13 protein-coding genes and 2 tRNA genes are annotated in these 14,737 nt (G+C 38.1%); 8 read left to right on the top strand and 7 right to left on the bottom strand.

Translation table 11 applies throughout. The features are described from left to right. Positions 1-29 precede the first annotated feature (29 nt). Together E3D81_RS08675 and E3D81_RS08670 are read right to left on the bottom strand one after the other, a co-directional pair. The gene (locus tag E3D81_RS08675) at positions 30-2,876 is read right to left on the bottom strand and encodes a hypothetical protein (RefSeq protein ID WP_134777151.1); all 2,847 of its coding nucleotides are present in this window, start codon (positions 2,874-2,876) and stop codon (positions 30-32) included. A gap of 22 nt (positions 2,877-2,898) precedes the next feature. Then, positions 2,899-3,537, bottom strand: a complete 639-nt coding sequence (locus E3D81_RS08670; protein WP_134777150.1) for a helix-turn-helix transcriptional regulator — start codon at positions 3,535-3,537, stop codon at positions 2,899-2,901. 479 nt (positions 3,538-4,016) lie between these two features. Here E3D81_RS08670 and E3D81_RS08665 point away from each other — a divergent pair, with 479 nt between their 5' ends. The 4 genes from E3D81_RS08665 to E3D81_RS08650 all read left to right on the top strand — a co-directional run bounded on the left by E3D81_RS08665 (position 4,017) and on the right by E3D81_RS08650 (position 6,540). After that, entirely contained in the window at positions 4,017-4,496 is a 480-nt protein-coding gene (locus E3D81_RS08665; RefSeq protein WP_134777149.1) for a DUF1016 N-terminal domain-containing protein, read from the top strand. A 69-nt stretch (positions 4,497-4,565) separates the two neighbouring features. Next, positions 4,566-4,919, top strand: a complete 354-nt coding sequence (locus tag E3D81_RS08660) for a transposase (RefSeq protein ID WP_134776497.1) — start codon at positions 4,566-4,568, stop codon at positions 4,917-4,919. Further along, entirely contained in the window at positions 4,912-5,895 is a 984-nt protein-coding gene (locus tag E3D81_RS08655) for a transposase (protein WP_245153279.1), read from the top strand. The genes E3D81_RS08660 and E3D81_RS08655 overlap by 8 nt, the downstream gene beginning before the upstream one ends. Positions 5,896-5,961: 66 nt before the next feature. Then, complete coding sequence (locus E3D81_RS08650; RefSeq protein WP_134777148.1) at positions 5,962-6,540, top strand: PDDEXK nuclease domain-containing protein; 579 nt, start codon at positions 5,962-5,964, stop codon at positions 6,538-6,540. Positions 6,541-6,640: 100 nt separating this feature from the next. Here E3D81_RS08650 and E3D81_RS08645 read toward each other — a convergent pair. After that, positions 6,641-6,713, bottom strand: a tRNA-Met gene (locus tag E3D81_RS08645). A gap of 48 nt (positions 6,714-6,761) precedes the next feature. Further along, positions 6,762-6,834 (bottom strand) — tRNA-Met (locus tag E3D81_RS08640). Between the two features lie 114 nt (positions 6,835-6,948). Here E3D81_RS08640 and era point away from each other — a divergent pair. Then, the gene (era, locus tag E3D81_RS08635; protein ID WP_099365529.1) at positions 6,949-7,827 is read left to right on the top strand and encodes a GTPase Era; all 879 of its coding nucleotides are present in this window, start codon (positions 6,949-6,951) and stop codon (positions 7,825-7,827) included. Here the strand turns inward: era and E3D81_RS08630 are convergent. The 3 genes from E3D81_RS08630 to E3D81_RS08620 form a co-directional block, all read right to left on the bottom strand. Further along, complete coding sequence (locus E3D81_RS08630) at positions 7,824-9,125, bottom strand: cation:proton antiporter (RefSeq protein WP_134777147.1); 1,302 nt, start codon at positions 9,123-9,125, stop codon at positions 7,824-7,826. The two genes, era and E3D81_RS08630, sit on opposite strands and share 4 nt — an antisense overlap. A gap of 9 nt (positions 9,126-9,134) precedes the next feature. Continuing rightward, complete coding sequence (locus E3D81_RS08625; protein ID WP_099365527.1) at positions 9,135-9,614, bottom strand: cation:proton antiporter regulatory subunit; 480 nt, start codon at positions 9,612-9,614, stop codon at positions 9,135-9,137. A gap of 75 nt (positions 9,615-9,689) precedes the next feature. Further along, complete coding sequence (locus E3D81_RS08620; RefSeq protein WP_099365526.1) at positions 9,690-10,469, bottom strand: MBL fold metallo-hydrolase; 780 nt, start codon at positions 10,467-10,469, stop codon at positions 9,690-9,692. Positions 10,470-10,535: 66 nt separating this feature from the next. Here E3D81_RS08620 and recJ point away from each other — a divergent pair, with 66 nt between their 5' ends. The 3 genes from recJ to E3D81_RS08605 are packed head-to-tail and all read left to right on the top strand — an operon-like array spanning position 10,536 to position 14,540. Then, a complete protein-coding gene (gene recJ, locus E3D81_RS08615; protein WP_134777146.1) occupies positions 10,536-12,236 on the top strand; it encodes a single-stranded-DNA-specific exonuclease RecJ in 1,701 nt (566 codons plus the stop codon). Positions 12,237-12,265: 29 nt separating this feature from the next. Next, the gene (gene lptB / locus E3D81_RS08610) at positions 12,266-13,000 is read left to right on the top strand and encodes an LPS export ABC transporter ATP-binding protein (protein ID WP_099365524.1); all 735 of its coding nucleotides are present in this window, start codon (positions 12,266-12,268) and stop codon (positions 12,998-13,000) included. A gap of 22 nt (positions 13,001-13,022) precedes the next feature. After that, positions 13,023-14,540, top strand: coding sequence for a GH3 auxin-responsive promoter family protein (locus E3D81_RS08605; protein ID WP_134777145.1), 1,518 nt, complete (start codon positions 13,023-13,025; stop codon positions 14,538-14,540). The last annotated feature ends 197 nt before the right edge of the window (positions 14,541-14,737 follow it).

Below are 14,737 nucleotides of genomic sequence, written 5' to 3'. Positions count from 1 at the left end.
AATAATAAATCTTATACATAAAGATGTGTCTAAAATTGGGAAATATTAATTTTTCTCGATGAGTTGACTATCTCAAATTCCAATCTAACTTCTTTTCCATCTTTTAATAAAACATTTTTCCCGTTTTCAATTACTTCTATAAAATCCTGTCTGGGAATAATTTCAACTTTATAATTACCATCAGGAAGAGAAATAAAAAAGCCACCATGGATATTGGACCTTGTTTGATAACTTACACCTAGTTCCGTACGAAATAATATTTGATAATCTGAAAAATCGATAATTTTGGGCTGAAATTCCTTTATTTTCTGAGTAATTATTCCTTTTACCATTGTCATTTTGACCAATGGAACCTCCAAATTATGGCTTCTTGTGATATTAATCTGCTTTAAGGCATTGTTGGCCATTATCCACCCACTATTACTTTGCAAATCAAAATTATATGTTTCACCTTTTATAAGTTTAAATCTAACCTTGCCTTCTTTATTAGATTGGGCCAACATTCCTTGAGTACTAACGATAATCCCGTTTAAATAAACCTCGTTCTCATCTTTTACACCATTTCCATTCTGATCATGAAAAAACAACAAATTTAAATTTGCAGCATCTTTATTACCTCGAAACGCCAAATCTTTGCTGACTCCCAATCGAATCTGCCGAGTTGATAATAAAGTTTGATCTCGCCTATTAAATACAATAGGATTTGGATCAACTCCTATTTCTGGATTATATAACATCAATCGTTGCATCCTATTGATACCAAAATAAAAATCTCCCCGTAATTGAACACCTTTTTGCATTTTAAATAAAATTTGTCCATTCCAAACATAGTTACTGTGTTTACTATCACCATGATAATAATACATCAATGAATTAGCAACATGAAGCTTTTTTTTCATGAAGTAACGGGCATACCTTGATTCAAAATTAAGTACGTGATATTTTCCGAACTCCAAATTAGCTAAGGCATCTGATAAAAAGTATGGATTATATTGATAGAAAACGTGCAAACTTAAATCTTTATGATTTACCATAGCATTCGCTCTAAAAGAATAGAATCTATCCATTTCCTTACCTTGAAATCTTTGATTAGATAGTCCATGGTCTAAAATCAAATTTATACCGTTTTTTTTATCGATATAGCTTAAAGATTTTCTAAATCTCAAAGATTCAGACATATTATGAACAATGTGATCTACATTTAATCTATCCATATATTGTTCTAAATAATATGGTCCAAAAACGATAGAGAAATTTTTAGATAATTTGTTTTTATAGTCTAAACTAACATTCATTTGAGAAATTCTCAAGAGATCTTTTAACACCTCCACATATTGCAGGTCATTTGTTTTGATTCTATTTTGATTAAAGGTCCAACCTAATTTGATACCTTGTGTAGATTTAGGATTATAGTCTAGCTTGAATTCTGATTGAATTACCCCTCTTCTATTTCCAGTAAAATTAGGATGACTGTAGTATTGCATAGTCTGTAAACCAACCTTTTCAAATTTTGCTGAATAATTTATACCCCCAGCAAAACCTAATTCATACTTTTTTCGTATATCACTATCATGATGAGCCATGCTTATTCCACTTTCCAGATTTAATAGATGAATATTATTTTCCCATAATTTATGCTCTAAATTTACCATGGAATTTTCTACCCTTAAATCTGGGCGATTGTTATAAACAGCCAATAATCTCGTGGTTTCTTTCGTTTTTAAACCCTTTAAATATTCCATACCTATATTATATCCCATTACTCTTCTATCTGTTTCATTGCCTAAGATCACCAAATCATTATCCATTAATAATGCCTTAAAAGTTCGATCATCGTTTCGATACGACATTTTAACCCCTTTACCATTCAAATTATAATTCAAGTTTTCATGTAAGGACCCAGCTGTAAACTGCCAATTTTTGTGCATGAAATTGATTTGGCTATTAAATAATTGAAATGTGCCATGGTCAATGAAATGATTAAATTGAAGGGAATATTCTAATTTATTATCCTTTGAAAAGTACATTTCAGAATTCGAATTCAATTGAATACTATTCATGTAATCACTTGTGAGGTAGTTTATTTCATTGAAATTATTATTGGGATTTTCTCCGGCATAAACATTTTGAGTTAAATCAAGTTGTCCAGTTAAATTTAATCCGCGTAGCTTATAACGCAATGGTTTATCATGTTTGTCTTGTTTGAGCTCTAATGTACAATGGAAATCCACCATTTTTCCATCTGCAATGGGATGTTTCATAACTAAAACTACTTCTTGTTTTGATCTGCCATCAATCCAAAAAAGTTTTGCGGGATTAATTATTTCATACCCTTTTGGTAAATCAATTAGTTTTAAGGAATACTTTTCTTGAAATAAACTAGGATTCGAAATGATGAAAACCAATTTAGTCTCATCATCATTTGGCAATAAATAAAATTCAGGTTGTTCCAGAAGAACCAAAAGTCGTTTTTTTGTTGGAAGGACGGTTATAAAACTCGGTTGACTTTCATTTACATGTCGACCTTTTTTATTTACCCGAATAAGAAATTTAAACTTTTGGTATTCTTCATTTATTAGGGCTTTAGAGGCTAAGAATTTTACTGGAAATTGAAGGGACCTAAAAGGTGCAATTTGGACTTCAGTGGGCAATTTTAGTAAGGCGTTATTCATATGATATCCTGAGATTTCAACATGAATTGAATCCATATGGAGATTCTGAATATTCAATCTATTTATAAAAGTTGCCCCTTCTGAAATCTCCACACTATCAGATTCAAAATATATTTTCAATTCAGACTCCTGACCCAAACTCAATAATGGAATTATTATTAGCAAGATGAATAGTGAAATCCGATTGAACGCCAATCTTCTCATATTAGATAAGATTAATCATAATTTAGGGCATATGTAATTTATAAAGCAATTGTCCCTTACTTTGAATATTTAGTTTCCGATAAATTTTCTTTACATAATCCCTTACTGCGTTAATAGAGATTTGATTTTGCTCAGCAATTTGCTTATAACTAAATCCTTCGATAAGACCATTTACAACTAATAATTCTTTAGGAGAAAAATTTCTCAAAATCTGACGTTTGTGCAGATATATTTGAAAAAATCTATCAGCCAGCAAGGGACTGATAAATATTCCTTCATTAAGTATTGCAGATATAGCAAAGAGCAATTCTGTTTCATGAACACCTTGTAGGATAAATCCTTTTGAACATAATTCCATAAACTTGGGCAATAGATCGACATTTTCAGGATCTGTATATAAGACTAACTTGGATTCACTTACTTTCAACAAGGTGTATTGCAATTTTTCAATGGTATTAATACCCAATTTGACATCTAGTATGCATAGATCTAATGAATTTGATAAAATAGTCTTATCTAAATTATTTATAGATTCCTCTCTAAGATTAAAAACAAGTAAATTGACTAATTCATATCCCAATAGGATATCTTTTACCCTTTGCTCCTCAAGTTGATCGCAGATGTACAAACCAATTCTAAAACTTTTCTTAGTCAACATCATTACACTAATAAATCGATCATATGGATTAACAATAAACAACTAATTAGAAATTGTACAGTTGAAATTAAAAATTATTAAATTTAATAGCTACTAAATTAATTATAATTTCTTATAAATTTATATTTTGTTTAAAATAAAATAATTATCTTAAATCCCACCTCAACAGTCATATACCTATTCTACTAAAAAAACTTCATTCCATTTAAAAAAGGACAATTAGCTCCGATTTGAAACCATGGTCAAAGCATACTGAAAGTATGTAAAATGTATGTTAGGCATACTTTTTACATACTATAACCTTGCTTCAAGCATACTTAGGGCCTGTTTTAACCCTATATCAAACATATTTTGAATAGCAAACCTAAAAACCATGGCAAGAAAAAGGATAATAATTGTAAAGAAAATTAATTAAGGATGCACAATATACGACTAATGTGATTGGAGAATAATATATAATTTTATCTCAAATACAACTCATTATGCACCAACAGTTTACAGAGATAATTTATTTAATTCAACAATCCCGAAATAAAGCGATTAAAGCAGTAAACGTTGAGTTGATCAATTTGTATTGGAACATTGGAGCTTACATCAAGCAAAAAATTTCAGTTGCTGAATGGGGAGATAAGACGGTTGATGAATTAGCCCAATTCATTCAAAAGAACAATCCTGAGCTAAAAGGCTTCAATCAACGTGGGTTATATAGAATGATACAGTTTTATGAAACTTATGCGAATGTTGAATTTGTCTCACCAGTGGTGAGACAAATTCAACACGCTGATAATCAGTGTGATAAAATTGTGTCACCACTGGTGACACAATTTGAATTTCTACCTCAAGATATAACAAAAACCATTTTAGTTCAACTAAGTTGGACAAATAATCTCATTATTTTTTCTCGTTGTAAAACCGAAGAAGAAAGAGAGTTTTATATCCGTTTAACCATTAAGGAAAAATAGGATCAAGCTGAATCCTTGGGGGGGAATACTAAAAATTTCTTAGTTTAGCATCTTTAAAACAGTTATCCCTTGCAAGAAGCCGAACGTAAATTACTATCCTTGTTGATGCCCGAAGGGCTTTTGGTATACTTTCAGATCATAGAAGTCGATCAGGTCGACAATCAGCTCCATATTTATTTAGATGAACTTAATATTGCTCCGACAGGCTATGAGAACAACAGGTTGGAGTCAAAGGGCTTCATGCCTTCCACCGAGATCTCGGACTTTCCCATTCGAGGCCAGAAAGTTACGCTACATATCCGTCGTCGTCGCTGGACGGTCCTGGATACCGGACAGATCATTACAAGAGATTGGAACCTTGTGCGTGAGGGTGCTCGAATGACTACGGAATTCGGGCTTTTTTTAAAGAAGATATTTGGATAACCATCCTGTAAGCACCCAATTGGTAGGATTATTCTTCCAAATGGACGGCAAGCAACTCCAGGATCAGTACAAGAACCACCTCAGTGATTTCCATGATTGGGACCAAAAACCTCATGCCGAGAGCTGGACATTGTTTCCTGAAAACATCTCGGAACATCTGAGCATAGATGAGACCAGCTTCAGCAATGGTGAGTTATATACCATTGTTAGCAGTAAATCGGCAAAGGGGCGTAAAGGAACGATCCTGGCAACTATTAAGGGCACTAAGGCTGAGGATATCATGGCTGTTCTTGATCGGATACCCTTGCGCTCACGGAACAGGGTAAAGGAGGTGACCATGGATATGGCCCCCAACATGGCCAAGGCTATCCGAAGGTGTTTCAGGAATGCCAGACGTGTGGTCGATCGGTTCCATGTCCAAAAACTGGCCTATGATGCAGTACAGGAACTCCGTATCAAATATCGTTGGGAAGTCCTGGATGCAGAAAGCAAGAAGATAATGGAGTCGCGAAAGAGAGGGATCCCATATGAACCCGAATTGTTGCCCAATGGTGATACGCTCAAACAGCTATTGGCCAGGTCGAGACACCTGCTGTTCAAACATCCAAGCAGATGGTCGGAAAGCCAGAAAAACCGAGCTGAACTGTTGTTCCTGCGGTTTCCCAAGCTAAAACAGGCTTATGATCTTGGAATTGCCCTGGGTGACATATTCAACAAATGCAGGGACAAAAAGATAGCTTTTACAAAGCTAGGTCTGTGGCACAATCAGGTTGAGAATGCGGGCATTGCTTCCTTTGAGAGCGTGGCAAGATCCATTGCAGCACATCACCAATATATACTACACTACTTCGATAACAGAAGCACCAATGCCTCGGCAGAATCTTTCAATGCAAAACTCAAAGCTTTTAGGAGTGTCTTTCGTGGCGTAAGGGACACAACATTCTTCCTGTACAGAGTGATGAAATTATATGCTTAAAAATCTTTACCCCCCAAACTTTCGGTATGATCCGAAAAATACAGCAAAAGAGAATTAGAGCGTCAAATTAATAGTGCCGTTTTTGAGCGTACGATAATTAGCAATTCTAAACTACCCGATACATTAAAAGGAATAAATGCAGGTTTTACTAATGCATTCAAAGACAGTTATATTTTTGATTTCTTAAACCTTCCTGAGCCATTTAACGAGAGCGATTTAAAAAAAGGCTTAATCCATCAAATGAAAAAGTTCATTTTAGAATTAGGTAAAGATTTTTTATTTATTGCTGAAGAGCACACGCTTCAAGTTGGGAATAGTGATTTCTATGTGGATTTATTGTTTTATCATCGTGGTTTGCAATGTTTGGTAGCTTTTGAGCTAAAAGCCCATAAATTCAAGCCAGAGCATTTAGGAAAACTCAATTTCTATCTCGAAGCTTTGGATCGCGATATGAAAAAAACCAATGAAAATCCGAGTATTGGTATATTACTTTGTAAAGACAAGGATAGTGAAGTGGTAAAATATGCTTTAAGTCGCAGTCTTTCACCAACAATGGTCGCAGAATATCAAACGCAACTACCTGATAAAAGGTTGCTCCAACAAAAACTACACGAGATGTTTGAAAATGAAAATTCTCCGATTTAAACACAATGAATAAAATGAAAGACAAGAAGTCTACCTACTAAATACTTATTACTTACTACTAACAAAAAAGGTTCCCATGTTACCATAGAAACCTTAGTAGTAGCGGGGACCAGACTCGAACTGATGACCTTCGGGTTATGAGCCCGACGAGCTACCAACTGCTCCACCCCGCAATGTATTTTAAATGTCTTTGGGCTAAACCTCGCGTTTAACCCTTTTAGTAGCGGGAACCAGACTCGAACTGATGACCTTCGGGTTATGAGCCCGACGAGCTACCAACTGCTCCATCCCGCATTATATTTTTAAAATCTTGCTCCCTATATCTATAAAAGCAGATTATATTACTTCCGAATTGGAGCACAAAGATATTATTTGTTTCTTTGTATTCCAAATAAATAATTAAAAATAATGTCACATAAAGCAGGGTTCGTAAGTATCATTGGTAAGCCAAACGCAGGTAAGTCTACGCTAATGAACGCTTTAGTAGGTGAAAAGATGTCAATCATCACTCCTAAAGCACAAACAACAAGACACCGAATTATCGGAATTGTCAATGATGAAGACCACCAAATCGTGTTTTCCGACACACCTGGGGTCATCAAACCCAACTATTCCCTGCAGGAATCCATGATGAATTTCGTAATGGGTTCTATTATCGATGCGGATATTCTTCTTTTTGTTACAGACATCAACGAAAAATACGACGAAAACGACGTTCTTGAAAAATTGAGAACAACCAAATCCCCAGTTGCTGTTATCATCAACAAGGTGGACAAATCCTCAGAAGAAGAAGTGAAAGCCAAAATCGAGTTCTGGAAAAACAAGATCAATCCGGACGTCATCTTCCCTATTTCGGCTCTTTTGGGTTATAATGTGGAATCGGTGATGCAATACATCAAGGATAAATTGCCTGAGCATCCTGCTTATTATGCAAAGGACGAGTTGACGGACAAGAACATGCGTTTCTTTGTGTCTGAGATCATCCGCGAAAAAGTATTCAAACTGTATGAAAAGGAAATCCCTTATAGCACAGAAATTATCATCACTTCTTTCAAAGAAGAGCCAAAACTGACCAGAATCGCGGCCGAAATCATCGTGGAACGTGATTCCCAAAAAAACATTATTATAGGTAAGGCAGGCGCCATGATCAAAAAGGTCGGGACCTATGCCAGACAGGATATCGAAGAATTTATCGGCGGAAAAGTCTTCTTGGAACTGTTCGTCAAGGTAATCCCCGATTGGAGAAGTAAAAAGAATTACCTGAAAAGATTCGGATACGACGATTAAGAGTCGGTCAAGGGAGCTTCTAGATCGCTAAGTTTCTTTCTTGGTTTTTTAGGAGCTGCCTCATGCCCTGCCAGTTTATTCCAGATGTTCCTAGACTCCTTAGTCAACAAAGGAGAAACAATGGACAGGATCAATACATAAACCACCACAAAAGACTGAATTACCGGCAACAACTTACCAGCCTTGCCGATGTTCGCCATAATGATGGAGAACTCTCCCCTCGCCGATAAGGTAAAACCGATATCGACAGAGTTTTTCGCCTTCAGGTTGGAGAACCTACTAGCGAAATAACCAGAAGCCACATTACAAACAACTGTAATGCCTGCGGCGAAACATGCCCATCCTACTGCGCCTCCAAGGGAGTACATATCAATGGATAATCCGAAACTAAAGAAGAACATCGCACCAAAGAAATCTTTGAACGGTAGTACCATGTTTTCAATCTTCTTCAGGTATTTGGAATCCGCGAATACCAAGCCTGCCATTAAGGCTCCAATAGCCTCTGCCACATGGATGGTTTCGGAAAAACCTGCGATACAGAACAACAAACTGAAGATGACCAAAATGAATAATTCGGATGATTTATCCTGTAATAACCGATCGATGAAGGGAACTAATTTCCTTCCCAGAATAAGGAAAGAGAGGATAAATCCCAATGCCAATAAAGAGGTTCCTGCAACTGTCCAGAAGGAACCACTCCCGGTAAGGATCAATCCGGAAAGGAAAGAAATATGCATGGCAATGAACAGGTCATCAAACATGATCATACCCATGATCACCTCTGTTTCCGGGTTGGCGGTTCGTTTCAGGTCGGTCAAAACCTTGGCAACGATCGCCGTGGATGAACTTGTCATGATCCCGCAAAGGACCATCATTTCTTTAAAAGGTAGATGCATCATCCATCCCACCAATAGGCCGGAGAAAAAATTCAACAATACATAGATCGTCCCCCCTGCTACAATGGATTTACCGGACTTGATGAGCCTTCCAACGGAAAATTCCAACCCTAGATAGAACAGCAGGAATAACACTCCCAAGCGCCCCATGAAATCAATGAAAGGTTTACTCTCGGTAAAGGTCAAAAACTTCCAAGTGGATTGCACCGCATGGGTAAAACCCTCATGGTTGACTTTTGCCAATAAATCACCTACAAAATCAGGGTAATTTTCATTTCCCAGCACCATGCCGATCACAATAAAAAAAGGAATTACCGAAAACCGAAGTCTATTGGCCAAAAGACCTACTAACGCAACTAATAAAACAGCGATTCCTATTTCTATAATAATGGTATTGTGCATAGAATTAAATTACAGTAAGATTTCTTTTAATAATTTGATGTTTTTTAGCTTTCCGGCAATAACCAGTGTAGTACCTGGGGTGATCACATAATCTGGTCCTGGATTAATAATGGTTTCTTCTTCCCGGATGGCCGCGATGATAGAAGCCCCCGTACGCTGACGAACCTCCAATTGTCCGATGCTTTTGTTCACACCATCGTTGCTTGGTTCTACCTTATACCATTCGATCCTTAAATCATCTAAGGCTACTTCTATCGTTTCTAATGCTTTTGGTTTATAGGATAAACCGCCAAGAATGCCGGCAACTTGTCTAGACTCCTCGTCAGAAAGGGTCATGACACAATGGGTTTCGTTATCTTCATCTTCGTGCCGGTATAATTCCCGACGACCATCATCATGGATAACGACAACCATGTTGTCTCCAGCCTCCGTCTCAATCTGGTATTTTTTGCCAATACCAATTAGGTCACTTTCTCTAACTATCGACATGATTAAACGTTATTTTTAAGTAAAAATTAAATAATTTGTAAAAACCTTCTTTATAAATATAATAATTTTTCGTGATTACTCCGCTGTAACAATCTTATAGGTCCCATCCGGCTTCTGCTCGGGCTTCCCTACGCTGATGTTCTTAGAATGATAGAACAGGTAAATCCAACCTGCTGGTGCACCCTCTGCCCAATATTGTGCACGAAGATCCCTCGCCCTGCGACCGTCATAATCGTATTTGGCAATGAAACTGCGGAAGATCTCTTCCGGTTCCGGCAACTCATCCCCGCCGAAAAAATAGTTCTTACCATCCGCCAACACATGAAATACCTGATGGTACTTACTATGCCCACTGGAAAGTTCGTAGCTGATCTCGGGCGTCAATTGCCCATCGCCATTCACAAAAAGAATGTTTCCACTGCGCTGTAACACATCAAAGACTTCGGTCTTATAAGATGATGATTCGGTACTGTAGGCATATTCCCACTCTTGCTCCTGGATCACATACTCCGCATTGGGAAATGCAAGGCGTTTTACGCCATCTTTAATATCCACCATGCCACCAGCATGATCCTTATGCAGATGCGACATCAATACATACCGCACATCGTTTGGCGAGAAGCCTAATTTTTTAATATTTTCATGGATGATCAATTCATCCTTTTCGTTTCTCAATCCTAAACCCGTATCCAATACGATCAGACCATCGGAAGTTTCGATAAGAAAAGGATGTACATGTACGAACAATGAACCCGGCCTGTCTTTCGGATCATCTTTTTTGGGATCAAATGGAATAAATTTTTTACTGGAATCGACAGAATAAGAACCCTCAAATAATGAATATGCTTTCGCCATTTATATATGTTTGTAGGTAAGTAGCGCTAGAAAATGTATATTTACACGTTATTTAGAGGCAAAGATATGCAAAAAAGGTGGGTCCTGAAACCAAAAAAGAATACAGATAAAACCGATAAGCTCCAACAAGAGCTTGGCATAAACCCCATCATAGCAGAACTCTTAATCAACAGAAACGTAGAGACTTTCGATCAGGCCAAAGAATTCTTCCGCCCTTCCCTTTCGCTCCTTCTTGACCCCTTTCTGATGAAGGATATGGACAAGGCTATAGAACGCATCGAAAGAGCTATCGGGAATAAGGAAAAAATATTGATCTATGGCGATTATGACGTGGATGGAACCACGGCCGTTTCGGTGGTGTACAGTTTCTTCCGGAATTTTAACTCCGGTATGGAATATTATATACCAGACCGTTATAGTGAAGGCTACGGTATTTCTACCCAAGGGATCGATTATGCCGAAGCCAATGGTTTCAGCTTGATCATCGCGCTGGACTGTGGTATCAAGGCAAACGACAAGATTGATTATGCCAATAATAAGGGCATTGATTTCATTATCGGGGACCACCATTTACCAGGTGATCAACTGCCGAATGCATTTGCCGTATTAGATCCTAAGCGGTCGGATTGCCCCTATCCCTATAAGGAATTATCCGGTTGTGGGATTGGTTTTAAGATCGTACAGGCGTTTATCCTCCAGAATAATATGGATATGGAACTTGCCTACCAAAACCTGGATCTCGTAGCGGTAAGTATTGCTTCGGATATCGTTCCGATCACAGGCGAAAACCGTCTCTTAACCCATTTTGGACTTAAAAAACTAAACAGCAACCCCTCTTTTGGGTTAAAAGCCTTAATTGATCTCTCCAGCAACAAAACCGGAACCTTCTCGGTGAACGATATTGTTTTCCAGATCGGACCTCGGATCAATGCTGCAGGACGGATCGACCACGCGAAGGATGCCGTTCAATTATTGATCTCTAAATCCTTGAAAGAAGCGAAGGAATTTTCACTCAATATTGATGATCAGAACAATGCCCGTAAGGAGTTTGATTTGAACATTACCGAGGAAGCGTTAAGATTATTGAACGACAATACCGTCCTTCAACAGCGCAAAACCACCGTGCTTTATAAAGAAGATTGGCATAAGGGCGTGATCGGCATAGTAGCTTCCAGATTAACGGAGAAATATTACCGACCGACCATTATCCTAACCCGAACGAATGGACATATCGCCGGATCTGCACGTTCCGTAGTTGGATTCGATCTATATGAAGCCTTGAGTGAGTGTGCTGACCTATTGGATCAATTTGGAGGACATAAATATGCCGCTGGATTGACCATGCCGACTGAAAATATTACCCTGTTTCAGGAACGCTTCGAACAGGTGGTTTCCAGAACCATTAAACCAGAAATGCTACAACAAGAAGTTTTAATTGAAAAAGAAATCAATTTTAACGATATTGATACGAAGTTTTTTAGATTGCTGCGCCAGTTTGAGCCTTATGGCCCACAGAATGAAGCACCAATCTTTTTGACGAAGCAGGTTACTTTTGCCTATCCCGCCTACATTGTAGGGGGGATACATTTGAAATTTTCCGTCAAACAATCCGATTCCATCACATACGATTGTATCGGTTTTGGCCTTGGCGAATTTGTGGATCAGATCAATTCCGGACAGCCATTCGATATCTGTTACTCAATCGAAGAAAATAATTGGCGCGGGAAGAAGAATTTGCAATTAAATGTAAAGGCAATAAAATTTTAAAAATATCTTTGCAGATAAAGGAATAACACATGATTCTTAGAGCAGAACATCTCATCAAAAAATACAAACAACGTACTGTTGTTAATGATGTTTCCTTCCACGTAGAACAAGGGGAGATTGTCGGTTTATTAGGCCCCAATGGAGCCGGTAAAACCACTTCTTTCTATATGATCGTGGGATTGATCAAGCCCAATGATGGGCATGTGTACTTAGATGATCTTGAAATCACACAAGATGCGATGTACAAACGTGCGCAACGCGGTATTGGTTATTTGGCTCAAGAGGCTTCCGTTTTCCGTAAGTTATCTGTGGAGAACAACATTATGGCGGTATTGGAAATCCATTACCCCAACAAAGCTGAACGCAAGGAAAAACTGGAAGAATTACTTACCGAATTCAGTTTGCACCGGGTTCGTAAGAACCGGGGCGATCTACTATCGGGTGGTGAAAGACGCCGGACGGAAATTGCTCGCGCTTTGGCCGCCAATCCGAGCTTTATTCTATTGGATGAGCCTTTTGCAGGGGTCGACCCGATCGCCGTGGAAGAGATTCAAACCATCGTCGCAAAATTAAAGACCAGAAACATCGGTATCCTTATTACTGACCACAACGTACAGGAAACTCTTTCCATTACGGACAGGGCATATCTCCTTACCGAAGGTAAGATCATGTTAACTGGAACACCCGAAGAAATCGCGAACAATGAACTTGCACGTAAATTCTATTTGGGTAGACATTTTGAATTGAGAAGAAAAAAATTCTAAATTTAGCTTTCGGCAATACACTATGGCTTTACTGAACTCACTTTTTACCTGGATCATGAAAAAACGCATTCATCAGATTGAGTTGTTCATGAAATATCCTCATGATGTACAGGATGAGTGGTTCCAGAGTTTGATATCAGCCGCAGAAGCTACAGAATGGGGTAAAAAATACGGCTATAATAGCATCTTTACGCCAGATGAATACAAAAGAAGGGTACCGATCCAGGATTATGATGACATCAAAGGTTATGTGGACCGGATGATCAAAGGCGAACAGAACATTCTTTGGCCATCAGACATCAAGTGGTTCGCGAAAAGCTCAGGCACTACTTCTGACCGCAGTAAATTTATTCCTGTAAGTATTGAGGCATTAGAAGAATGCCATTACCAAGGCGGAAAGGACATGCTTTCCATTTACTGCCATAATAAGCCAGAGAACAAAGTCTTCACCGGAAAATCCGTGGTTATCGGTGGATCCTCCCAAATCAACAATTTCAGCCCTGATTCCTATTATGGGGACTTATCCTCAATATTGATCCGAAATCTTCCCTTTTGGGCAGAGTTCAAAAGGACACCAACGCTTGAGGTGACCCTAAATCCGAATTTTGAGGAAAAGATTGCTCAGATTGCGGAGATCACCATCAAAGAAAATGTAACCTCATTGGCTGGAGTGCCTACCTGGAACATTGTCATGGCAAACCGCATCCTGGAGCTTACAGGGAAAGACAACCTCTTGGAAGTATGGCCAAACCTGGAATTCTATGGACATGGCGGCGTCAGTTTCAAGCCTTATAAGGAACAGTTCAAAAGATTGATCCCTTCGGATAGCATGTATTACCTGGAGAACTACAATGCTTCGGAAGGATATTTTGGAATCCAGGACCAGTCGGACTCCGACGACCTCTTATTGATGTTGGATTATGGAATCTATTATGAATTTCTTCCGATGGAGAATATCCACGAAGAGAATCCTAAAACTCTCGGTTTACATGAAGTAGAAATCGGGAAGAATTATGCCCTCATTATTTCTACCAATGCTGGTCTTTGGAGATATAAGATTGGTGATACAATTAAATTCACTTCGACCACACCTTATCGATTTCAGATCTCAGGAAGAACCAAACAGTACATCAATACTTTTGGAGAAGAAGTGATCGTGGATAATGTGGAACATGCCTTAGCAGCCGCTTGTATGGCCACCGATGCGAACATCAAAGATTATACAGCAGGGCCAGTTTATTTTAGGCAAGGGGAAGCTGGAGCACATGAGTGGGTCATCGAATTTGAAAAAGACCCAATAGACTTCGAAAGATTCTGTGATATTTTGGATAATACCCTTCGCGAGATAAATTCCGACTATGACGCTAAACGTCACAAGAATATGGCCTTGAATAAGCCGATCATACATCATGCTCCTCAAGAAACCTTCTACAAATGGATGAAAAGTAGGGGTAAATTAGGTGGACAAAATAAAGTCCCAAGATTAGCGAATAGTAGAGAATATCTTGATCCCCTGCTCGAATTAATGAAAAATAGTTAGTGAATGGTGGGTCGCTTGACCACCAATGATAGCCTATTATTAAGGACGAATCGCTGTTTTATATAGAAACACAAAAAAACCCAAGATGAATTTCCAACCACCTACTTCTTTTGTTTCGTAATTATTAAAATTTGTCAATTTCCTTTCCATAACCTGTTGTTTGTTAACAAAATATTGTTAGTTGCCGGTCGATAATC

This window comes from Sphingobacterium sp. CZ-2 (genome assembly GCF_004526235.1).
Taxonomy (GTDB): Bacteria; Bacteroidota; Bacteroidia; order Sphingobacteriales; family Sphingobacteriaceae; genus Sphingobacterium; species Sphingobacterium tenebrionis.
This window is presented reverse-complemented; position numbering and strand designations above follow the sequence as displayed.

What these genes read in the sequence shown, in the direction of transcription:
- E3D81_RS08675 (WP_134777151.1), bottom strand. Translation starts at nt 2,876, where the DNA reads ATGAGAAGATTGGCGTTCAATCGGATTTCACTATTCATCTTGCTAATA.
- E3D81_RS08620 (WP_099365526.1), bottom strand. Translation starts at nt 10,469, where the DNA reads ATGGCGAAAGCATATTCATTATTTGAGGGTTCTTATTCTGTCGATTCC.
- era (WP_099365529.1), top strand. Translation starts at nt 6,949, where the DNA reads ATGTCACATAAAGCAGGGTTCGTAAGTATCATTGGTAAGCCAAACGCA.
- E3D81_RS08665 (WP_134777149.1), top strand. Translation starts at nt 4,017, where the DNA reads ATGCACCAACAGTTTACAGAGATAATTTATTTAATTCAACAATCCCGA.
- E3D81_RS08630 (WP_134777147.1), bottom strand. Translation starts at nt 9,125, where the DNA reads ATGCACAATACCATTATTATAGAAATAGGAATCGCTGTTTTATTAGTT.
- E3D81_RS08670 (WP_134777150.1), bottom strand. Translation starts at nt 3,537, where the DNA reads ATGATGTTGACTAAGAAAAGTTTTAGAATTGGTTTGTACATCTGCGAT.
- lptB (WP_099365524.1), top strand. Translation starts at nt 12,266, where the DNA reads ATGATTCTTAGAGCAGAACATCTCATCAAAAAATACAAACAACGTACT.
- E3D81_RS08605 (WP_134777145.1), top strand. Translation starts at nt 13,023, where the DNA reads ATGGCTTTACTGAACTCACTTTTTACCTGGATCATGAAAAAACGCATT.
- E3D81_RS08625 (WP_099365527.1), bottom strand. Translation starts at nt 9,614, where the DNA reads ATGTCGATAGTTAGAGAAAGTGACCTAATTGGTATTGGCAAAAAATAC.
- recJ (WP_134777146.1), top strand. Translation starts at nt 10,536, where the DNA reads ATGCAAAAAAGGTGGGTCCTGAAACCAAAAAAGAATACAGATAAAACC.